Genomic DNA, 20,817 nt, shown 5'->3' with positions numbered 1-20,817 from the left:
CTGCGATTACGCTGTTCTCACCAGCTTGATGACACTTCCAAGTCCGAGCGAGAACAGCCATACGAAAATCGTTGACGCAAAGGCGAAGCCAAAAAATGCCCCCGCTTGCGCGCTATCAAATGGCTCAGCCATAAGATCAAATCGAGCAGCCTCAGAGGGCGCAACGAGATACGCTTGAGTCACACTGGCCGAAGTACCTGTGGGACAAGATCCCTGCGCGCCAGAAGATCCGCTAATGCAAACGACTACGGTTTGTACAAAGCCAAGCTGCGCCATCTCTTTCTCCTTACTGGAATAGCTGTGTCACGAAGTAACCTTCATGGCAGTGAAGCGCTGCTGTATCGACGGCTTCCGCATATCCGTCAAACCTTCCCGCCTCGTGTAGCCAAGGCGTGAATCCAACATCGCCATCGCAAGACATTAGGAACAGACCCGACTCTCTGTCTTGCACAACAAAACGAATCTCTGCTTTATGCGGTGACATTCTTGGCACCGGAGGCAGCGGCCTTCGCACCATCAACAGGACGCAGCGAATGAATGATCGTCTTCTGCGTCTTGCCATTAGTGACGATCTCCATTTCAGCAATCGCCATAAATGGGAGTGCGCCCGCCAGGTGTTTGTATTTCTGGTATTCGTCGGCTTTTCCGAGACCATATTCAGCACATGCCGTCCCCATAGCCGAGTCCTTACTGGTATCCAGTTCGGTCTCGACGTAGACCTTCGTACTATCGAATTCGGTCCCGTTATCCATCTTTCCTTTGCTGTACTTCATGCCAGTGACCTTGATCGTGGAAGTGAATTTCATGCTGATGTTCCTTGTTGAATCGGCCTACGGAAACCGTTCTCCCCATTGAGGCCAAAGCATGGGACGGTGGTAATAAATCGCATCCAAGATGGGATGGAAACTTGTTCAGGATTTCGCTTATGAACTGGCGTAGGGCCAGAAGTCGCATCGGCCATAAGTGGCTTCATGCGCTTGGGCCAGTAGTTTTCACTGTCGTTGCAAACCAGATCTAAGGCTTCTTTGTCTCCGTAAAGCTCGCGGAAAACTCGGAGGTATTTGCCAAACTGATGTTTGGTCACTTCGATGCAGGCAGCCACAGTGATCTGTGCGGTCTTCTTTTTTATCTCCATGCGCTTCGGTGTATCGACCTGCGCGAACTCCGCAAAGCAAGGATAGGCTCCGCAAAAATACTGCGAGGGGTTCAGAAGCACCTCAGGCAAAATGACCATGCTGGTATTTTTGAATTCGACTTCACATCGGCACCAGAGACTCGCCTTATCCCCTTCTTTTTTGCCCTTCTCGTAAAACCGACAGAACTTGCTGCTGCTACGTTGACCGACTGTAAAAGTGCGCCCTTTTCCGCTTGGCCGCTTCCAGCTTCCCAACTGTTGAGGTTCAGGAGGACGACCTCCCTTTGTAAATGTGAACCCACCGGAATCCCATTGAGCATCTGCCCAATCTACCGATAGATAAGCCCCCTCAAAATCGTCATGCGCAAGATCGATTCGCGATATCGACGGGCGAACGGCAACCTGCGTAAGAAAATCAAACAGGCGCCCCTCCCAACCGACTAAGGCGTTCTGACACCCTTGACCGCTTAGGGTCACGAGCATCGTGGAGCGCTGACCACCAAAGCAGACAAATCCCATGTCATCGCCTAGAACCCACGAATCACGATAGAAGTTCATCCCCCTGTCACGTTTAGTTGCGATGCCAAAGCCGAAGATTTTTTCAAACTGGCGGCTGGCTTCCTCGATGATTTGCTCATCGGTGACAAGAACTTGGCGAGCGGTTTTGAAGAAGGTATCTTCCAAAACGGTGAAATTTACCCAGTCGATAATGCAGACTTGGCCTTGAGCCGGACGTCGTACCATCATGGTTTTCGTCTTGCCCGAATCCGTCATCACCAACTGCACTTCACCCAAGTGTTCTTCCGATACCGCCGCCCACTTGACGGAAAGATCGTCGTCAACGGTGTCCCGTAGGTTTTCCCCCATGTTATTAATGGGGGCGCTCATTTCTGCGCTTACCTGTGCAATTTGCGGCACTAACCCAGCCTTTTCGGCCTCGACGCCGGTGCGTTCCGGCAGCGCTACCGCGCTGGCGGTACGCCCGCCGTCGGCGGCCGACGATACGTTCGGACGGTAGATTTGCGATTTGATGGCCCGGACAGAACTGGTGCCTCCAGAAGCATTTTCATAGTCTTCCGCAGCACGCTCGCGCTGGCGACGAATCAGTGAATGGCGGACGGGCCTCATTGAAACACCACGACATAAAACATGGCTACCAGCTCAACGTCAAACAGCACCAGCAACAAGATCGAGATACCCATGAACAGCTTTCCGACAACACCCTCCTCGCGGAAACGGTGAAGTAAATATGGCAATAAGTAAAAGGTCATGCTTACCTCTTTTCCTCAGTCTTGCGAGGGCGACCTCGACCACGAGGCTTTGCGGCGCTCAGTGCTATTTTTTCTGTTATTGCGACAGGATCGCGCTGTACGAATTTCGCAACCCAAGCAAACACATCCTCGCTACGCCATAGCAATCGCTTGTTACCCGGCAGCCGGCAGATAGGCGGCAAAACTTCAGGCTTACGTGACGCGTCACTTCGGATGGAAGCTGGCGATTTGTGAATCAGTGTCGCCAACTGCTCAACTGTAAGGATTTGATCTTGCATTTGTGTTTTATATTCCCTTTACTGTGATTTTTTATCACAATGATGTGAAATATAAATACCGTGCTGCAACTTGTCAAGGAAAAATTTGTCAATACGGTGATTTGGCGTCACACTCTAGGTAAATATTTTTGCGAAGGTGGACTTATGAACCTAAGTAGCCGGTTGAAAGCGGTTGTCGAGGAGAAGACAACGGAGTATCGACGTTTCAAGCAATTGGAAGACTTAACAGTGATCCCTGCCGACACATGGAAAAGCTGGTATCACGGACGCCAAAGGCCTACGGCAGAAATGATTGAAGCAGCCGGGAGAAAGTGGCCCGAGTATGCGTTTTGGCTGACCACGGGAATCTCAGACCCGGATTACGGTCACGTAGCTCCGGGAAGCGCGGGATTCCCGGTGAAATCGGTACGGAAGGAGAACAGCGCCGCCCTGTTTGCAAGATGGCTGGCGCTCAAGGCAACTGCCTTAACCGCAGCGCGCTCCTATCTGGACAGCAATGACATGGAAGATTTAGAGGAATGGGATGAGCTTGCCAGGATGATTTCGCAGTTCCAATCAGTGGCAGGGGAAGAAGCAGTTGATCTGACCAAGTACAACGCTGAAAGAAAGCTTTGCAGGGATGCAGAGAGCTTACGGCGTGCAGAAATTATTTTGACTACAGACATGCCTAAGCTGTCTTACGAGCAGACCGAACCTCTGCTGGAACTTGTCGATAATCTCCTCAAGAAAGTCGATGGATCATCTAAAGAAAAGCTTGCCTCTATCTTGAAGCGTGAACGCATTTTGGTGAATCGAAACAATGCCCTAGAAGAAGCCAAGGATCTGGACGGAATGATAGCTGCGATGAGGGATAACAATCCCTACAAAGAATAGGTGCAAGCGTAAAAGCAATTGCTGGCATTTTTGACTCACATCAAAAATATGCGGAAAATTTTTGGGCAAAAGACGCGCAGCAAACAGCAAATTCAAGCTTGGGGACTGAATTCGCCCCGCAGTGATCGAATGATGAATGCTGCGGTGGCACAATACAACGACTAGATCTGGCACAATTTTGGCACAGTGACAGTGCAAAACTCTGCACTTTCCTGCACAATAACGCATTGTATTGCACAGTCTAAGTATTTGATTTTATTGGGAACATGTGGTGCGGCTGACTGGGATCGAACCAGTGACCCTTGGCTTCGGAGGCCAATACTCTATCCACTGAGCTACAGCCGCGACAGGGGGATACACGAAGGTGTGCCGTAGGATACCGGTTTTATCGCACTCCGTCCATGGGGCAGTGTCGTTTTCAACAAGTTTGCGTTTCCTTCGCGGCATTCTTGTGTCTATAATCAGCCGTTTGGTGAAGGTTTTACAAGGTAGCTGCTGTCCATGCTTTGCGCCACCCGGCTTGAAATTTGTCTGTTAAGGAAATCATGAGCGACGCACACAACGAACACGAATCCGCCATCAGAACGCCTAAACAACTCGTAGCAGCTGTTATCGGCTTCTTCGCTGTCACTATTTTTGGCATCATCCTCCTGGTCCAGTATGTCACCACGAACAAGCTGACCGGAGCCGGCTCCAACAGCCAGGCGCCGGAAGAAATCGCCGCCCGCATCGCCCCCGTGGCCGACCAGGGCTACACGCTGAAAGACGCCAACGCGCCGAAAGTCTTGCAGACCGGCGAAGCCATCTACACTTCCACCTGCGCCGCCTGCCATGGCGCCGGCGTCGCCGGCGCGCCGAAATTTGGCGACCCTGGCGCCTGGAGCGCACGCATCGCCCAAGGTTACGATACCGTGCTCAAGCACGCCATCGAAGGCCTGCGCGCGATGCCGGCCAAGGGCGGCAATCCGGATCTGGATGATGTGGAAGTGGCACGCGCCGTGGTCTACATGGCCAACGCCTCCGGTGGCAAGTTCAAGGAGCCGGCCGCGCCGGCAGCAGCCGCAGCACCGGCGCCAGCCGCTGCCGAACCGCAGAAATAAGCGCTTCAGGGCGCCCAGATAAAACCGGCCTTCGCGGCCGGTTTTTTATTTGCACAGACCAAACGCTTTGCGGTCCGCGAAGTAGCGGTAGGTGAAGGTGCGCATCGGATATTTGTTGAGCGCGATTTCGAAGGCTGGCGGGGTAAGGTCGAAACGCTCCGGCAGTTTCTCGGTCACGCGCAGGCGCACGCGCCAGATGGTTTCCGGCCCGGTGGCGCCGGCGATCAGCATGTCGGGGACTTTCGGAATCGCCTCGACGATCTCGGCCGGCGAGTTGGTGGTGCGCTGGTAGAAAGTCACCAGCTGCGCCTTGGCCAGCACCGGGCCTTTCGGCGCGGTGACGTTGTAATCGCGGGTGAGGAACAGGGCGCGCTCGCCGCGCGGCACGATATACACGAAGGTGAACTCCGTGCTGCCATCCGGCTGCATCACCGGCGGCGTGGTCGACACGCTGATCCCGCGCGGCAGCTCGAAGCGCGAACCCTCCTGCCACGCGGCGCAGTCCGGCGAAGTCGCCATGTACACATCGACAGGCGTATAGGACTCGCCGCAAGCACTCAGCAGCAGCGGCAGGACGAGAGGAATGGTGTATCGCAAGCGCATAAAAAAAACGGGCTTCCAGAAATCAGAAGCCCGTAGTTTACTGCATTACCACATGATGACGCGGTCTTTCGGCGCCAGGTACATCTTGTCGCCTGGCTTGACGCCGAAGGCTTCGTAGAAGCCCGGCTGGTTGCGCATGGTGCCGTTGGCGCGGAACTGGCCTGGCGAGTGCGGGTCGGTCTTGATCTGCTGGATCTGCGCCGCTTCACGCATCTTCATACGCCACACTTGCGCAAAGCCCATGTAGAAGCGCTGGTCGCCGGTCAGGCCGTCGATCACCGGCGCTTTCTTGCCCTTCAGCGACAGCTTGTAGGCCTTGTAAGCGATCGCCACGCCGCTGTTGTCGGCAATGTTCTCGCCCAGGGTCAGCTCGCCATTGACGTGGTAGCCAGGCAGCGGGCTGAACTGGTTGTACTGCTCCACCAGCATCTTGGTCTTGGCCGCGAAGTTCTTGTGGTCGTCCTTGGTCCACCAGTCGCGCAGGTTGCCGTCGCCGTCGTACTGGGCGCCCTGGTCGTCGAAGCCGTGGCTGATTTCGTGGCCGATCACGCCGCCAATGGCGCCGTAGTTGACCGCGTCATCGGCGTCCGCATTGAAGAATGGCGCCTGCAGGATCGCGGCCGGGAACACGATTTCGTTCATCTCCGGGTTGTAGTAGGCGTTGACGGTTTGCGGCGTCATGCCCCATTCATCGCGGTCGATCGGCTTGCCCAGCTTGTTCAGTTCCTTGTTGTAGTCGAACTGGCGCGAGCGCATCACATTGCCCACCAGGTCATCCTTGCTGATCACCAGCGCGCTGTAATCACGCCACTTGTTCGGGTAGCCGATCTTGTAGGTGAACTTGGCCAGCTTGGCTTGCGCCTGTTTCTTGGTGACCGGAGTCATCCAGTCCAGCTTGTCGATCGAGGTCTTGTATGCGGCCAGCAGGTTCTTCACCAGCGCTTCCATGCGCGCCTTGCGCTCGGCCGGGAAGTGCTCGCCCACGTACAGCTTGCCGACGGCTTCGCCCAGCGCGCCCTCGGTCACGGAGACCGCGCGTTTCCAGCGTGGACGCTGTTCGGTCACGCCGCTCAGCACGGTGCCGTAGAAGGCGAAGTTTTCATCCACGAAGGCCTTGCTCAGGTAAGGCGCGTTGGCGCGCACCAGCTGCCACTGGAAGTAGGCTTTCAGGGTGTCCAGCGGGGTGCTTTCCAGCAGCGCGGTCATGCCCTTCAGATAGCTTGGCTGGCTGACGATCACGTAGCTGACCTTGCCGGCCACGCCAGCGTCGGTCAGGTAAGCGTTCCAGTCATAGCCCGGCGCCACTTCGCCCAGCTTGGCGATGTCGATCTTGTTGTAGGCCTTGATCGGATCGCGCAGTTCCACCTTGGTCCATTGCAGCTTGGCCAGTTCTTTTTCAAACTCGACCACCGCGTGGGCGGTGGTGGCGCCGTGCGCGTCGCCGGCCAGGGTCAGCATCTTGCCGACGTGCAGTTCGTACTTGGCCAGCGTGTCGGCCAGCTTGGCGTCGTCCGCTTTCAGGTAATAGTCGCGGTCCGGCAGGCCCAGGCCGTCCTGGTAGATGTCGGCCACGTACTTGGTCGAATCCTTGTTGTCCTGGTGGATGCCGTAGTTGTACGGCGCGGTCACGCCGATCTGGTTGAAGTGCGAGATCAGCTGCGGCAGTTGTTTCTTGTCGCTCAGTGCGGCAACCCTGGCCAGTTCCGCGTTCAGCGGGGTGATGCCCAGTTGCTCCAGCTTCGCTTCGTCCATGAAGCTGGCGTAAAAGTCGCCGATGCGCTGCGCCTCGGGGCCGCCGGCCTTGTTGGCGGCAGCGCCTTCGATAATCGCGCGCAGTTGCGGCTGAATGTCATCGCGCAGCTTGGCAAAGCTGCCCCAGCTCGACTTGTCGGCCGGGATTTCCGTCGTCGCCAGCCATTTGCCGTTCATGTGAGTGAACAGGTCGTCCTGCACGCGCACGGCCGGATCGATGTATTCGACGGCGATGCCGGAGGCCGGCTTGCTTGCTACTTTGGCGCTGGAGGGGGCGGCGCTTTTGGCGCTGTCCGCGGCGCCGGCCAAACCTGCGATCAGGCTCAGCATCAATGCACTTACGAGATGACGTTTCACGAGTTTTCCTTCAAGGTTTTGAGATACGACTGACTACATTACCACATGATGACGCGGTCTTTGGGCGCCAGGTACATCTTGTCGCCCGGCTTGACGCCAAAGGCTTCGTAGAAGCCCGGCTGGTTGCGCACCGTGCCATTGGTGCGGAACTGATCCGGCGAGTGCGGATCGGTTTTCAGGTAAACGATTTGCTGGGCGTCGCGGGTCTTGCCGCGCCATACCTGGCCAAAGCCCATGTAAAAACGCTGCTGGCCGGTCAGGCCGTCAATCACCGGCGCCGGCTTGCCGCCCAGCGACAGCAGATAAGCCTTGTAGGCGATCGCCGCGCCACTGTTGTCGGCGATGTTTTCGCCCAGGGTCAGTTCGCCGTTGACGTAGTAGCCCTTGAGCGGGCTGTAGACGTTGTACTGCCGGACCAGCATTTTGGTGCGGGCCGCGAAGTTCTTGTGGTCGGCCCTGGTCCACCAGTCGCGCAGGTTGCCGTCGCCGTCATACTGCGCGCCCTGGTCGTCAAAACCGTGGCTGATTTCATGGCCGATCACCGCGCCGATGGCGCCATAGTTGACCGCATCGTCCGCCGCCGCGTCAAAGAACGGCGGCTGCAGGATCGCGGCCGGGAACACGATTTCGTTCAGCTCCGGGTTGTAGTAGGCGTTGATGGTTTGCGGCGTCATGCCCCATTCGTCGCGGTCGACCGGCTTGCCCAGTTTGTTGACTTCCCTGGCGTACTCGAACGCGCGCGACCGCATGCGGTTGCCGACCAGGTCATCCCTGGCCGCCGCCAGCGTCGAATAATCGCGCCACTTGTTCGGATAGCCGATCTTGGTGGTGAACCGGCCCAGCTTGGCTTGCGCCTGCTTTTTGGTTTCCGGCCCCATCCAGTCGAGCGTATCGATGCTTTGCGCGAACGCGGCCAGCAGATTCTTCACCATCTGTTCCATGCGCGCCTTGCGCTCGGCCGGGAAGTGCTGCTCGACGTACAGCTTGCCCAGCGCCTCGCCCAGCGCGGCATCGGTGAAATCAACCGCCCGCTTCCAGCGCGGCTCCTGCTCGTTCACACCGCTCAGCACCTTGCCGTAGAAGGCGAAGTTTTCCTGCGCGAAGTCCTTGGACAGGTAAGGTGCGTTGGCATCCAGCACCTGCCATTGGAAGTACAGTTTCCACGTCGACAGCGGCGTCTTGTTCAGCAGCTTGTTGAAACCGGTGATGTAGCTCGGCTGGCTGACGATCACGTACTCGGCCTTGCCGCCAATGCCGGTGTCGTTCAGCCAGGAAGTCCAGTCATAGCCAGGCGCCAGCTTGGGCAGCTTGCCGATGGCCACCTTGTTGTAGGCTTTGACCGGATCACGCAGCTGAACCTTGGTCCAATGCAGCCTGGCCATCTCGGTTTCCAGCGCCACGATGGCTTGGGCGTCGGCGGCCGCGTTGGCATTGCCGGCCAGCGTCAGCATTTTAGTCACGTGCTGTTCGAATTTGGCCAGCGTGTCGGCCATTTTCTTGTCCGATTTTTTCAGGTAGTAGTCGCGGTCCGGCAGGCTCAAGCCGTCTTGCACCAGATCGGCCACATATTTGGTCGAGTCCCTGTTGTCCTGGTGGATCACAAAGCCGTAAGGCGCGGTATAGCCATAACGATTGAAATGTGCGATCAGCGCCGGAATCATCTTCTTGTCGCTGAGCGCGGCCACGCGGTCGAAGTCGGCCTTCAGCGGCGCCAGCCGCAACGCTTCCAGCCTGGCCTCGTCCATGTAGCTGGCGAAGAAATCACCGATGCGCTGGGCGTCGGTGCCGGGCTTCCGCTGTGGATCGGCGGCCGCCGCCTCGATGATGGCGCGCAGCTGCGGCCGCAGCTCGTCATCCAGTTTCTCAAACGAGCCCCAGCTCGATTTGTCAGCCGGGATGGCTGTCTGCGCCAGCCACTTGCCGTTCAGGTGCAGAAAGAAATTGTCCTGCGGACGCACGCTGCTGTCGATGTTGGCGACATCGATACCGGAGGTTTGCGGTTGCGCATGGACGCCGGCCACGGCCAGCAACGCCAGCATCAGGGCACTTACGAGGTGGGCTTTCAAGTTCTATCTCTCCGGTATGTATAGGCCAGCCTCGGAACAATAGCAAAAAAGCCACCTTCGGTCACGTCACCAGATGGTGACGCGCTGTTCCGGCGCAACATACAACTTGTCGCCCGGCTTGACGCCAAACGCCTCATAAAAGCCCGGCTGATTGACCACCGGGCCGTTGACCCGGAACTGTCCCGGCGAATGCGGATCGGTCTTCACCTGCAGGATTTGCTGGTCTTCGCGCATCTTCACGCGCCACAGCTGGCCCCAGCCCATGAAGAAGCGCTGATCGCCGGTGAAGCCGTCGATCACCGGCGCGGTCTTGCCGGCCAGCGACAGCTTGTAAGCCTTGTAGGCGATCGCCGTGCCGCTGTTGTCGCCGATGTTCTCGCCCAGCGTCAGGGCGCCGTTGACGTGGTAGCCCGGCAGCGGGCTGTAGGCGTTGTACTGCCTGACCAGCGCGTCGGCCTTGGCGCGGAAGTTGGCGCGGTCTTCCTTGGTCCACCAGTCGCGCAGATTGCCGTCGCCGTCCGACTGGCTGCCGCCATCGTCAAAGCCGTGGCCGATTTCGTGGCCGATCACCGAGCCGATGGCGCCGTAGTTCACCGCATCATCGGCGCGCACGTCAAAGAACGGCGGCTGCAGGATGGCGGCCGGGAACACGATCTCGTTCATGGTCGAGTTGTAATAGGCGTTGACGGTCTGCGGCGTCATGCTCCACTCGTCACGGTCGATCGGCTTGCCCAGCTTGGCGATCATGCGCTGGTGGCGGAAGTATTCCGAGCGCAGCACATTGCCGATCAAGTCGCCGCGGACGATGGACAGCGACGAATAATCGCGCCACTTGCTGGGGTAGCCGATCTTCGGCGTGAACTTGGCCAGCTTGGCCTGCGCTTCCAGCTTGGTGGCCGGGCTCATCCAATCCAGGCCGTCGATGCTGTTCTTGTAGGCGGCCAGCAGATTCTTCACCAGCGCATCCATGCGCTCCTTGCGTTCAGGCGGGAAGTATTCGGCCACGTACAGCTTGCCCAGCGCCTCGCCCAGGCTGGACTCCACCAGCGCCACCGCCGACTTCCAGCGCGGCGGCTTGACGGCCACGCCGGTCAGCACGGTGCTGTAGAAATCGAAATGGGCGTCGGCAAACTCTTTCGACAGATACGGCGAAGCCGAGCGCAGCAGCTGCCATTCAAAGTAGGACTTCCAGGTGGCCAGGTCGGTCTTTTCCAGCACCGCGTTAAAGCCGCTCAGGTAGCCCGGCTGGTTGACGATCACATAATCGACCTTGTTGGCCACGCCGGTGGCGGCCAGCGCGTGGCCCCAGTCGTAGTCTGGCGCCAGTTCAACCAGCTGCTTGATCGGCATCTTGTTGTAGCGCTTGACCGGGTCGCGGTTTTCCACCTTGGTCCACTGCGCTTCCGCCAGCGCGGTTTCCAGCGCAACAATCTTTTTGGCGTTGGCGTAGCCATTGCGGTCGCCCGACAGCGTCAAGATCTTGCCGATGTGCAGCTCGTACTTGGCCAGCGCGTTGGCCATCTTGGCATCGTCTTTTTTCAGGTAGTAATCACGGTCCGGCAAGCCCAGCCCGCTCTGGCCGATGTACACCGCATAGCGCGTCGATTCGCGCGCATCCTGGCGCACGCTGACGCCGTACGGCACGGTCACGCCGATCTGGCCGAGGTGGGCGATCAGCATCGGCAGGCCCTTCTTGTCCTTGATGGCGCGCACACGGTTCAGCTCGCCGGTCAGCGGGCGGATGCCCAGCTGGTTGAGCTTTTCCTCATCCATGAAGCTGGCGTACAGGTCGGCGATCTTCTGCGGCTCGGTGCCGGTTTTGGCTTTCTCGGCCGCGGCTTTCTCGATCAGGCCGCGCAGCTGCGGCAGCGTGTCGTCGCGCAGCTTGGCAAAGGTGCCCCAGCTGGATTTATCGCCGGGAATCTCGGTGGTCTTCAGCCAGCTGCCGTTGAGGTAGGTGAAGAAATCATCCTGCGGACGCACGCTGGTGTCCATGTTGGGGATCTCGATGCCGGAGATCGGTTCGGCGGCCGTGGCAAATGCGGTCATCAGGCTCAGGGCCAGTGCGGTCAGCAAACGTGGTTTCACAAGGTATCCTTTTTAGAATTTCATCTCATACTTGACGCTCCAGACCGTGTAAGTCTGGTTGGTCGTGGTGGCCAATTGTGTCAGGCCGTTGGTGCTCACCGTGTTGGCTCCGATGGCGTCTTCCGCCGCCAGGTTGTTGGCGGAAATGCGCAGCTGGTTACGCGCATTAAACTTCCACAAGCCGTAGGCGTCAAACGAACGCTTGCGGCTGGTGTACACCAGTTGCGACAGGCTGGTCTGGATCAGCGTTTCCGGCGTCCAGTTCAGGCTGCCGCCCAGCGTCAGCGGCGCCGCCTTCATGCGGTAATCCAGGCCGAGATTGGCGGTCTGCCTGGGCTGGGCGTCGATGCGGTTATTGGGGCCGGGGATATCGTCCACGCTGGACCAGAAGCGGCTGTAATTGCTGCGGAAATCGATGGCCGGCGCGCCAGCCACCAGTTCCTGCAGCTGGAACTTGGCCTCCAGCTCGATACCCCTGGTGCGCGCGTGGCCGATATTGCGCGGTGTCGACACCCAGCGCGGGCCGGTGCCGGTGTTTTGCAGCGTGATGTCGCGGCGGATCAGGTCGTCGATATCACGGATAAAGCCGCTGGCGCTGAGGATGCCGGCGCGGCCAAGGTAGTGCTCGTAAGCGACATCGAGGCCGGTGGCCAGTTCCGGCTTCAGCTCCGGATTGCCCACACGGTCCGGCCGGGTGGCGCTGTTCAGGCGCGACAGCGACGGCAGCGCGATCAGGTCCTGGATGTTGGCCGCCTTGTAGCTCTTGGTCAGGCTGGCGCGGAGCTGGTCTTTCTCGTGGCCGGGAATGCGGTACACCGCGTGCAGCAGCGGACTGAGCACGCTGCTGGTGTTGCTGATGTCGCCGCCGCCACCGCTGCGGCTGCTGGTGGTGCGGATGCCTTCCCAGCGCACGCCGGCATAGCCCGACCATTGCGACGAGATATCCCACTCGTCCTGCAGGAACACCGCCAGGCGGCGCGTGTCGGCGGTGAGGTTGTCGCCGGAATCGGCAAACTGGGCGTTGCCGTCCTTATCGACCGAGGTCTTGGTTTCCTCGCGATGGCCCAGCTCGATGTCCCAGCCGGCCGCCAGCGCGTGCTGCTTGCCGATCGGCGTGCTGTACTTGCCGCCGCTGTTGGCGCTGCGGTCGCGCACGCTGGCGGTGTCGGTGAAGCGGTCCAGCAGCGTGCCGGCGTTGTCGTACTGGTAGCGCAGCGCATCGTTGTCGCTGTGGCCGGTGCCGAAGCCAAATTTCACGTCCAGCTTGGCCGCGCCGTCCAGCTTGTGCACCCAGTTGCCAAAGCCGCGCAGGAAGGTCGATTCCGTATGCGAGTTGGCCAGCGCCAGGTTGTACTCGGGCGGTTGCAGCAGCGCGGCCGGCACCAGGCCCGGGTTCTGCGTCAGATCGCTGCGGGTATCGCCGTCGCTGCGGTTGACCATCAGGAAGGGCTGGAAATTCAGCGTGTCGCCGTTGCCGAACTTGTAGGACAGGCGCGGCGTCAGGTGCAGGCTGCGCGTTTCGCGCGCGGTTTCATCCACGACGTTTTCATCCTTGGTGACCACGCCGTCGCTGCGGGTGTCGAGGTTGTGGGTCTCGGTCTGGTCGTGCTGGCGGTTTTCCGCGATGGTGCCGGTCAGCAGCCAGGTCAGGTTGCCAGTCTTGCCCGGCACGGTCAGCGAAACATTTGGCGCGTGGCGGCCCTGCTCGATGGTGTCGGTCAGCTTGAGCTGGTTGTCGCGCTGCTGGTAGCCGTCGCGCAGGATGATGTTGATGGTGCCGGCGATGGCCCGCGTGCTGTGCTCGGCGATCGGGCCGCGCATGATTTCAATCCGCTCCACCTGGTCCGGCGACAGCGATTCCATCGAAAAGCCGGCCGGCGGACGTTCGCCGTTCAGCAGGATCTGTGTGTAGCCGCTGCCCATGCCGCGCATGCGCACATCGCCACCGCGCCCCGGACGCCCGCCGATGGTGACGCCGGGCAGGCGCTTGAGCACATCGCCCAGGTTGCTGTCGCCGTTGCGGTCCAGTTCCTCGCGGCCGTAAATCTGCTTGCCCGCCACGGAATTGCGGCGCTCGCTCATATCGTCGGCGCGGCCGCCGCTGATGGTGACTTGCTGGATGGGCTTGCCGTCCGCCGCGGCCTTGACGGCCGGCTGGGAGGCATCGGCTGGCGTGCTGTCGTTCTGGGCCTGCGCGCTGGCATGGGCCGCGCCCAGCAGGGCCAGCGACAGCCATGCCAGGGGATGTAATTTGCTCATGATCGTCATCGGGTGGAAACTGCGGCTGAAATTTCCGCGCAAAACATTCTACCCGCGGCCCCCGGGCCGGTCTCACAAAGCCGGTTTTTTTTACTTAGCGATACATACAGCCAACATGCCGCCAACATCGCGCCCTGTCGTGCGCGCGGCCGGCAGCCGTGCCATGCCCCTGGCGCGGCCGCGGCGCAATAGCATATGAAACCAGTTTACATTCTCACCAATATCCACCTGAAACAAATCTCGGTTTATACACATAATTTCATAATACGTTACAAAATTACAATTGAACCAAGCTCATCAACGGTGAAGAATCAGCTCGGGTTCATCCCTGTTCCCTGCCTGTTTTCCCAACTTTTGAAGGAGTATTCATGCCAAGTTTCGCTGATTATTTCAAAGAAAATATGGATGCGCTTGGGCTGCCCACGCCCTCGACGATCTTTTCCAGCATCGGCAGCGCCGTCAGCAATGCGGCCGCCATTTCCAACGCCATCAAAACCTTCGGCCCCAACGTCACCATCCAGGACCTGATCGGCGCCGGCACCGTGTCGGAAGAGCTGTCGGTCGCTGGCGCCCTGTCCGCCTCGTATTACGTGGGCGCCGTGATCGGCAGTACCGCCGTGGCGATCGGCCGGGTGATCAGTGACGGCGCGTCCATCTCCGACCTGCTCATCGGGCTGAACAATCTGCCGGTCGACCTGCCCTCCTGGTGGCCGTCCGATTATTCCGGCGACTACAGCGTGGCCGTGGATGGCGCCGTGGCCGCCGGCGATGGCGGTTACGGCAGCGGCACCATCACCTACGACGGCGATGGCGGCGACGGCAGCGGCGGCGATGGCGGCTTTGGCGGAGGCGGCGATACCGGTGGCGGTGGCGACGGTGGTGGTGGCGATGGCGGCGGCGGCGGCGGCGGCGGCGGCGGTGGCGAAGATCCGTATCCGGTCGAGGAAGAACGGGTGAAAGCGCCAACCGCCAATACCGCCGACCAGACCCAGCCCCAGACCGCCAGCTCGGCGCAACTGGTGCAAGCCATGTCGACCTTTGCGGTGCCCACCAGCGCCACGGTTGAACATACCCAGCCACAGGTGACGACCACGCCGGTACTGGCGCACGCCGCCGCCTGATCTGCTGTTTGCAAACGGCGCGCCACGCCGTTTGCAAGGCCATCCAACCGTCCTGGGAGAAAAGTATGAAATCGTCCGGTTTGAAAGACAATGCGTTGCTGCTGATTACCGGTGCGCTGTGCGCGCTGGCTGCCTGGTTTTTCTGGTCGTACTTCAAAAGCGCCGGCTTCGATATTTTGTATATCGTCACCATCGTGGCGTTGATTTTTGAAAACCAAAAACTCCGCAAGGAGCTCAAGGCCACCGCTCAGCACGATCATGAATAGCGGCCTGCTGTCCCTGGTGCTGATGGCGGGCCTGCACGGCATTGCCGCCGATGCCGCCCAGCTCCTGCATGAGTTCGGCCATGACCAGTTTGACAGCCTGACCATCCAGCTGGCGGCCAAGCGGCTGGGGATGAAGGCGAGGCAGACACGCCCGGACCGCAAGCGGCTGCTGTTCACGCCGCTGCCGGCCATGGCCAGCGACCACAACGGCCACTACTTCGTCATCGCCAAGTTCGACACGGCGCAGCCGGGGGCTGAGCGCATCCTGATCCAGCGCCCGCTGGAAGCGCCATCCGTGCTGTCGCTGGACGAATTCCTGGCGCTGTGGAGCGGCCAGCTGATCCTGTTCACCAGCAAGGCCAACTACGAAGGCGACAGTGCCCGCTTCGACTTCACCTGGTTCATCCCGGCCATCATCAAATACCGGCGCATGCTGGGCGAGGTGCTGATCGTGTCGCTGGTGCTGCAGCTGATCGGCCTGGCCACACCGATGTTTTTCCAGGTGGTGATGGACAAGGTGCTGGTCAACCAGGCACTCAAGACGCTGAACGTGATTGCCATCGGGCTGGTATTTGCCACCGTGTTTGAGGTAGTGCTGACCGCCATCCGCACCTATGTGTTCTCGCATACCAGCAGCAAGATCGACGTTGAACTGGGCGCCAGGCTGTTCCAGCATCTGCTCAACCTGCCGATCGCGTATTTCGAGGCGCGCCGGATCGGCGACTCGGTGGCGCGCATCCGCGAGCTGGAAAACATCCGCGCCTTCCTCACCGGCAATGCCATGACCCTGGTGATGGACGTGCTGTTCTCGTTTGTCTACTTTGGCGTGATGTTCTGGTACAGCCCGCGGCTGACGCTGATCGTGGCGCTGTCGATCCCCTTGTACGCGGTCTTGTCGCTGGTGTTCACGCCGATCCTGCGGGCGCGCCTGAACCACAAATTCAACCGCAGCTCGGAAAACCAGTCCTTCCTGGTCGAGTCCATCGGCGGCATCGGCACGGTGAAATCGATGGCGGTCGAGCCGCGCTGGCAACAGAAATGGGAGCGCCAGCTGGCGGCCTATGTCAGCGCCGGCCTGAGCGCAACCAATATGGCCACCGTGGCCAATGGCGGCGTCACCCTGATCAGCAAGCTGGTCACCGTCGGCATCATGTGGGCCGGCGCCGGGCTGGTCATCGACAGCCGCCTGACGGTCGGCGAACTGATTGCCTTCAACATGCTGGCCGGGCAGATTTCCTCGCCGATATTGCGGCTGGCGCAGCTGTGGAACGACTTCCAGCAGGTGGGCATCGCCATGGGCCGGCTGGGCGACATCCTCAACGCCCGCACCGAGATCGCCGGCCAGAAAACCCGCATGGCGCGCATCGAGGGCCAGATCGAATTCGACCAGGTGTCGTTCCGCTACCGTCCGGACGCCAGCGATGTGGTGCGCGGGCTCAGCCTGCACATCCGCAGCGGCGAGGTGATCGGCATCGTCGGCCGCTCCGGCTCGGGCAAGAGCACGCTGACCAAGCTGGTGCAGCGGCTGTACGTGCCGGACCGCGGCCGCGTGCTGATCGACGGCCAGGACCTGGCCATCATCGACACCACCTCGCTGCGCCACCAGATAGGCGTGGTGCTGCAGGAGAACATGCTGTTCTCGCGCTCGATCCGCGACAACATCGGCCTCACCAACCCGGCGCTGCCGATCGACGCCATCATTGCCGCCGCGCGGCTGGCCGGCGCGCATGAATTCATCTGCGAGCTGCCGGAAGGGTATGACACCCTGATCGGCGAGCACGGCGCCGGCTTGTCGGGCGGCCAGCGCCAGCGCATCGCCATCGCCCGCGCGCTGCTGAACGATCCGCGCATCCTGATTTTCGACGAGGCCACCAGTGCGCTGGACTATGAATCCGAGCACATCATCCAGCACAATATGCGGCAGATCTGCGCCGGCCGCACGGTGCTGATCATCGCCCACCGCTTGTCGGCGGTGCGCGACGCCGATCGCATCGTGGTGATGGAACGCGGCCAGATCGCCGAGATCGGCAGCCACGAGGAACTGCTGCGCCATCCGGACGGCCTGTACACCCGGCTGTGCCGGCTGCAGGCCGGCCATAGCGCAGCGGTGGCGCCGCGCATCAGCCAGGCGGAGGCCGCATGAGCTGGCGTCATCGCCTGGCCGCGCACGGCGCGCTGTGGCACAAATACCGGGACACCTTCCGCTACTTCTGGCAGCGGCGCGCCGACCTGCAGGCGGCGCCGCTGCGGGCGGAGGAAGCCGAGTTCCTGCCGGCCGCGCTGGCCATCCAGCATCGTCCGCTGTCGCGCACGGCACGGCTGACCGCCGCCACGCTGGTGCTGCTGGTGCTGACCCTGCTGCTGTGGTCGATTTTTGGCCGCATCGATATCATCGTCAACGCCAAGGGCAAGCTGATCCCGCGTGCCTACACCAAGGCGGTGTCGTCGATCGATGTGGCGGTGGTGCGCACGCTGCTGGTCAGCGAAGGCCAGGCGGTGAAAGCCGGCCAGGTGCTGGTCGAGCTGGACGCCACCGCGCCCGAGGCCGACCACGACAAGGCGGCCGGCGACATGCGCATGGCGCAGCTGCAGGTGGCGCGCGCGCGGGCGCTGATCGCGGCGCTGGAGCGTGGCGGCACGCCGCGCCTGCCGCCGCTGGAAGGCATCGCGGAAGACCAGCGCCGCGTCGCCCAACAGCATCTGGACGACCAGTACGCGGCCTACCACGCCAAGCTGGAGCGGATTGACGCCCAGATCGCCCGCTACCGCGCCGAACTGCCGCTGGCGCAGCAGCGCGCCGACGATTACAAGGCCCTGCTGGCGCAGCATGACGTCGGCGAGCACGCCTGGATCGAGAAGCAGCAAGCCGCCATCGAACTGCAGGCGCAGCTGGCGGACGCCCTGACCCAGCGCGCGGTGCTGCGCGGCGATACCCGCAAGGAAGCGCAGGATGCGCTGGCCGATGGCTTGCGCATCGCCGCCGACAACGGCCAGGACGCGCGCCGCAGCGCCGCCCATGCGCGCCTGCTGACGCTGACCGCGCCGGTGGACGGCACGGTGCAGCAGCTGGCGGTGCACACCGTGGGCGGCGTGGTGCCGGCGGCGCAGCCGTTGATGCTGATCGTGCCGGCCAACCCGCTGGTGGAAATGGAAGCGCGCCTTGAGAACCGCGACGTCGGCTTCGTGCGCGAAGGGCAGACCGCCGCCGTCAAGATCGACACCTTCGACTACACCAAGTACGGCACCATTCCGGCCCATGTCAGCCTCATCTCGCGCGACGCCATCGAGGACGAGAAGAAGGGGCCGCTGTACGCGGTCAAGGTCAGCATCGACCGCGCGGCGATTCCGGTCGACGGCCGCCTGCTGCCGCTGTCGGCCGGCATGTCGGCCAATGTGGAAATCAAGACCGGCGAACGGCGCATCATCGAGTACCTGTTATCCCCTTTGCTACAGCATCAGCATGAAACCTTCCGTGAACGCTAGACCGCGCCGCTGGCTGCCGGCGGCGCTGTGGCTGGCCTGGCTGGCCGCCGGCCCGGCGGCGGCGCAAGACAACACCGCGTGCGGCGCGCCGGCCGCCGACCTGCAACACCTGAGCCTGGCGATGGCGGTGGATCTGGCACTCTGCAACAACCCGCGCATCAGCGCGGCGTGGGCCGGCATCCGCATCCAGGCCGCCGCGCTGGGCGAAGCGCACGCCGCCTATCTGCCCACCGTCAACGCCGCCGTCACCCACTTGAACGACCGCACCGCGTACCCGGGCCTGGGGCATGGCAGCACCAGCCTGGCGGGGCTGGCGCCCACCATCGGCCTCAACTGGCGCCTGTTCGATTTTGGCGAGCGCGACGCCAACCACCGCCTGGCCCAGGCCCTGCTGGACGCGGCCTATGCCAATCACGAAGCGGTGCTGCAGAAAACCCTGGCTGGCGTGGTCAACGCCTATTTCGATGCGCAGACCCAGCTTGCCACCCGCCAGGCGCGGCTGGAAAGCCAGCAGCTGGCAGAGCAGACGCTGGCCTCGGAGCAGCGGCGCGCGCAGCACGGCGCCGCCGGCGCGGCGGACGTGTTGCAAGCCCAAACCGCGCTGGCCAAGGCGCGCCTGGAAAGCAACCGCGCCGCCAGCAGCTACCGCAAATCGCTGACGCTGCTGGTGTACGCGCTGGGGCTGGCGCCCGATACCACGGTGGAAATCAGCGATGACAGCGTGGACGATGCCGCGCCGCTGCGCAAGCAATTGCAGGAGTGGCTGGACGTGGCCCGGCGCCACCCGGCCATCCGCGCCGCGCGCGCCGGTCTGGACGCGGCCAGGCAAAAAGCGGCCGCACTGCGCGCCCAAGGGCTGCCGACGGTGGACGTGGGCGCCAATATTTACCAGAACGGCAGGCCCAACCAGGGCCTGCCGCCGGTCACCTCGCGCGAGACGCTGCTGAGCGTAACGCTCAACATACCCCTGTTCGACGGCCATAGCCAGGACTACAAGGTGCGCGGCGCGCAGGCCCAGATCGCGCAGAAAGACGCCGAACTGGCGGACACGGAACACCAGATCCTGCAGGAAGTGATCAAGGTCTATGCCGACGCCAGCGCGGCGCTGGATAACCTGGCGGCGTCGCAACAGCTGCTGGAGAGCGCCCAGGACGGCCTGGCCAGCACCCAGCGCAAATTCGAGCACGGCGCCGCCGACCTGCTGGAATTGCTGACCGCGCAATCCAGCTGGCTGGACGCCCGCCAGGAGCGCATCCGCTGCCAGATGGAGTGGCGCAGCGCCCGGCTGGGCCTGATGGCCAATGCCGGCATCCTCGGCCGGCTGCCAGCCGCTCCTTAGCCGCCGCCACCGGGCAGGTTGACGTTGACGCCGCCGGCGCCGACGCCCATGCCGCCGCGTCCGCCCTTGCCGCCGCGATGTTCGCCGCCGCCCTCTTTCCGGCGTTCCGGACGGGGGCTGGCGCCGCTCTCCGGCACGCGCTGCAGTTGTTCGCTGACCAACTGCACCACGCTCTGGCGCTGGCCTTCGGTCAGGGCGTCGTTGACCGTCAGCCACCATTCGCGCAGCTGCTTTTCCTCGGCGGCGCTGAGCGTGGTTTCCTCATCCAGCGCCTTGCCCAGATCGCGCAGTTCGACATTGGCGCCTTGCGTGCCGGTCAGGATGGCCGCCTGCAGGCGCTCGCGGCGGGCCTTGCGTTCGCTCAGCAGCTTGCGGGTTTTGGCTTCGGTCTGCGACCACAGGGTTTGCTGATTGGCGTTCAGGTTCAGCGATTTCTTCAGCTCGGATGCCATCGGCAGATAATCCTCGGCGCGCATCTCGGTCACCGGCAAGGCAAAGGCGGGCGACAGCAGCGCCGACAGGGCCAGCGCCGCACTGAGGCGGCGCAGGGAAAATGACAACAATCGCATGGGGGCTCCGTAGGCAAAAAAAAGCCAGCGCTTGGGGCGCTGGCAAAAACCACTTCAGGGTAGAGAGAAATACGAGCTCAGTGTAGGCCGCGAATTTGCGGGTTTCAGGGGTTCTTACAAATACTTACTGTCGTGAACGTTAGGGATACACTGGGTACAAATCAGCAAAATTGGCGTTTCACCAAGCGGGCATTGGTGTACTTTAAATGTCAACGCAAAGCGTTGTAAAACCTCGTAAAGGTATAAATCATTTCGTG

The 20,817-nt window shown here is 61.4% G+C and carries 17 protein-coding genes and 1 tRNA gene; 7 read left to right on the top strand and 11 right to left on the bottom strand.

The window, feature by feature from the left end; genetic code table 11:
- Nucleotides 1–6: 6 nt before the first annotated feature.
- The 4 genes from ABDW57_RS12165 to ABDW57_RS12150 all read right to left on the bottom strand — a co-directional run bounded on the left by ABDW57_RS12165 (nt 7) and on the right by ABDW57_RS12150 (nt 2,406).
- On the bottom strand, nt 7–276 hold the full coding sequence (locus ABDW57_RS12165; RefSeq protein WP_343730458.1) for a hypothetical protein: 270 nt from the start codon (nt 274–276) through the stop codon (nt 7–9).
- Between the two features lie 194 nt (nt 277–470).
- A complete protein-coding gene (locus ABDW57_RS12160; protein WP_343730457.1) occupies nt 471–806 on the bottom strand; it encodes a hypothetical protein in 336 nt (111 codons plus the stop codon).
- Nucleotides 803–2,263: a replication initiation factor domain-containing protein gene (locus ABDW57_RS12155; protein WP_343730456.1), complete on the bottom strand. Its 1,461-nt coding sequence runs from the start codon at nt 2,261–2,263 to the stop codon at nt 803–805. The genes ABDW57_RS12160 and ABDW57_RS12155 overlap by 4 nt, the downstream gene beginning before the upstream one ends.
- Nucleotides 2,260–2,406, bottom strand: a complete 147-nt coding sequence (locus ABDW57_RS12150; protein ID WP_343730455.1) for a hypothetical protein — start codon at nt 2,404–2,406, stop codon at nt 2,260–2,262. The genes ABDW57_RS12155 and ABDW57_RS12150 overlap by 4 nt, the downstream gene beginning before the upstream one ends.
- A gap of 338 nt (nt 2,407–2,744) precedes the next feature.
- On the opposite strand from ABDW57_RS12150, the gene ABDW57_RS12145 reads away from it, so the two are divergent.
- A complete protein-coding gene (locus ABDW57_RS12145; protein ID WP_343730454.1) occupies nt 2,745–3,557 on the top strand; it encodes a hypothetical protein in 813 nt (270 codons plus the stop codon).
- Nucleotides 3,558–3,826: 269 nt separating this feature from the next.
- Here the strand turns inward: ABDW57_RS12145 and ABDW57_RS12140 are convergent.
- Nucleotides 3,827–3,902: transfer RNA gene (locus ABDW57_RS12140), tRNA-Arg, on the bottom strand.
- A 200-nt stretch (nt 3,903–4,102) separates the two neighbouring features.
- Between ABDW57_RS12140 and ABDW57_RS12135 the strand changes: the two genes are divergently transcribed.
- Entirely contained in the window at nt 4,103–4,657 is a 555-nt protein-coding gene (locus tag ABDW57_RS12135; protein ID WP_343730453.1) for a c-type cytochrome, read from the top strand.
- A 45-nt stretch (nt 4,658–4,702) separates the two neighbouring features.
- On the opposite strand, the gene ABDW57_RS12130 is transcribed toward ABDW57_RS12135, so the two are convergent.
- From ABDW57_RS12130 to ABDW57_RS12110, 5 genes are all read right to left on the bottom strand, one after another.
- Complete coding sequence (locus ABDW57_RS12130) at nt 4,703–5,260, bottom strand: hypothetical protein (RefSeq protein ID WP_343730452.1); 558 nt, start codon at nt 5,258–5,260, stop codon at nt 4,703–4,705.
- A 45-nt stretch (nt 5,261–5,305) separates the two neighbouring features.
- Nucleotides 5,306–7,342 carry a M13-type metalloendopeptidase gene (locus ABDW57_RS12125; RefSeq protein WP_343730621.1) on the bottom strand — a complete coding sequence of 679 codons (2,037 nt, stop codon included), beginning with the start codon at nt 7,340–7,342 and terminating at the stop codon, nt 5,306–5,308.
- 65 nt (nt 7,343–7,407) lie between these two features.
- Complete coding sequence (locus tag ABDW57_RS12120; protein WP_343730620.1) at nt 7,408–9,408, bottom strand: M13-type metalloendopeptidase; 2,001 nt, start codon at nt 9,406–9,408, stop codon at nt 7,408–7,410.
- A gap of 93 nt (nt 9,409–9,501) precedes the next feature.
- Nucleotides 9,502–11,484 carry a M13 family metallopeptidase gene (locus ABDW57_RS12115; protein WP_343730619.1) on the bottom strand — a complete coding sequence of 661 codons (1,983 nt, stop codon included), beginning with the start codon at nt 11,482–11,484 and terminating at the stop codon, nt 9,502–9,504.
- A 51-nt stretch (nt 11,485–11,535) separates the two neighbouring features.
- Entirely contained in the window at nt 11,536–13,782 is a 2,247-nt protein-coding gene (locus tag ABDW57_RS12110; protein WP_343730451.1) for a TonB-dependent receptor, read from the bottom strand.
- A 368-nt stretch (nt 13,783–14,150) separates the two neighbouring features.
- Between ABDW57_RS12110 and ABDW57_RS12105 the strand changes: the two genes are divergently transcribed.
- From ABDW57_RS12105 to ABDW57_RS12085, 5 genes are read left to right on the top strand one after another with little or no spacing between them, the layout of a single operon-like run.
- The gene (locus tag ABDW57_RS12105) at nt 14,151–14,903 is read left to right on the top strand and encodes a hypothetical protein (protein ID WP_343730450.1); all 753 of its coding nucleotides are present in this window, start codon (nt 14,151–14,153) and stop codon (nt 14,901–14,903) included.
- 8 nt (nt 14,904–14,911) lie between these two features.
- Nucleotides 14,912–15,169, top strand: a complete 258-nt coding sequence (locus ABDW57_RS12100) for a hypothetical protein (RefSeq protein WP_343730449.1) — start codon at nt 14,912–14,914, stop codon at nt 15,167–15,169.
- Nucleotides 15,162–17,312 carry a type I secretion system permease/ATPase gene (locus tag ABDW57_RS12095; protein WP_343730448.1) on the top strand — a complete coding sequence of 717 codons (2,151 nt, stop codon included), beginning with the start codon at nt 15,162–15,164 and terminating at the stop codon, nt 17,310–17,312. The genes ABDW57_RS12100 and ABDW57_RS12095 overlap by 8 nt, the downstream gene beginning before the upstream one ends.
- Nucleotides 17,309–18,652: an HlyD family type I secretion periplasmic adaptor subunit gene (locus ABDW57_RS12090; protein ID WP_343730447.1), complete on the top strand. Its 1,344-nt coding sequence runs from the start codon at nt 17,309–17,311 to the stop codon at nt 18,650–18,652. Before ABDW57_RS12095 ends, ABDW57_RS12090 begins: the two co-directional genes overlap by 4 nt.
- The gene (locus ABDW57_RS12085; protein WP_343730446.1) at nt 18,642–19,991 is read left to right on the top strand and encodes a TolC family protein; all 1,350 of its coding nucleotides are present in this window, start codon (nt 18,642–18,644) and stop codon (nt 19,989–19,991) included. Before ABDW57_RS12090 ends, ABDW57_RS12085 begins: the two co-directional genes overlap by 11 nt.
- Here ABDW57_RS12085 and ABDW57_RS12080 read toward each other — a convergent pair.
- Complete coding sequence (locus ABDW57_RS12080) at nt 19,988–20,560, bottom strand: hypothetical protein (RefSeq protein ID WP_343730445.1); 573 nt, start codon at nt 20,558–20,560, stop codon at nt 19,988–19,990. The genes ABDW57_RS12085 and ABDW57_RS12080 overlap by 4 nt on opposite strands.
- Between the last annotated feature and the right edge of the window lie 257 nt (nt 20,561–20,817).

The organism is Duganella sp., assembly GCF_039595735.1.
Lineage (GTDB): Bacteria > Pseudomonadota > Gammaproteobacteria > Burkholderiales > Burkholderiaceae_D > Rugamonas.
The sequence above is the reverse complement of the archived record's forward strand: the minus strand, read 5'-3'. Positions and strand labels throughout refer to the sequence as shown.

Coding starts and splice junctions, on each gene's coding strand:
- ABDW57_RS12165 (WP_343730458.1), bottom strand. CDS start 276: ATGGCGCAGCTTGGCTTTGTACAAACCGTAGTCGTTTGCATTAGCGGA.
- ABDW57_RS12160 (WP_343730457.1), bottom strand. CDS start 806: ATGAAATTCACTTCCACGATCAAGGTCACTGGCATGAAGTACAGCAAA.
- ABDW57_RS12155 (WP_343730456.1), bottom strand. CDS start 2,263: ATGAGGCCCGTCCGCCATTCACTGATTCGTCGCCAGCGCGAGCGTGCT.
- ABDW57_RS12150 (WP_343730455.1), bottom strand. CDS start 2,406: ATGACCTTTTACTTATTGCCATATTTACTTCACCGTTTCCGCGAGGAG.
- ABDW57_RS12135 (WP_343730453.1), top strand. CDS start 4,103: ATGAGCGACGCACACAACGAACACGAATCCGCCATCAGAACGCCTAAA.
- ABDW57_RS12130 (WP_343730452.1), bottom strand. CDS start 5,260: ATGCGCTTGCGATACACCATTCCTCTCGTCCTGCCGCTGCTGCTGAGT.
- ABDW57_RS12125 (WP_343730621.1), bottom strand. CDS start 7,342: ATGCTGAGCCTGATCGCAGGTTTGGCCGGCGCCGCGGACAGCGCCAAA.
- ABDW57_RS12120 (WP_343730620.1), bottom strand. CDS start 9,408: ATGCTGGCGTTGCTGGCCGTGGCCGGCGTCCATGCGCAACCGCAAACC.
- ABDW57_RS12115 (WP_343730619.1), bottom strand. CDS start 11,484: ATGACCGCATTTGCCACGGCCGCCGAACCGATCTCCGGCATCGAGATC.
- ABDW57_RS12110 (WP_343730451.1), bottom strand. CDS start 13,782: ATGAGCAAATTACATCCCCTGGCATGGCTGTCGCTGGCCCTGCTGGGC.
- ABDW57_RS12105 (WP_343730450.1), top strand. CDS start 14,151: ATGCCAAGTTTCGCTGATTATTTCAAAGAAAATATGGATGCGCTTGGG.
- ABDW57_RS12095 (WP_343730448.1), top strand. CDS start 15,162: ATGAATAGCGGCCTGCTGTCCCTGGTGCTGATGGCGGGCCTGCACGGC.
- ABDW57_RS12090 (WP_343730447.1), top strand. CDS start 17,309: ATGAGCTGGCGTCATCGCCTGGCCGCGCACGGCGCGCTGTGGCACAAA.
- ABDW57_RS12080 (WP_343730445.1), bottom strand. CDS start 20,560: ATGCGATTGTTGTCATTTTCCCTGCGCCGCCTCAGTGCGGCGCTGGCC.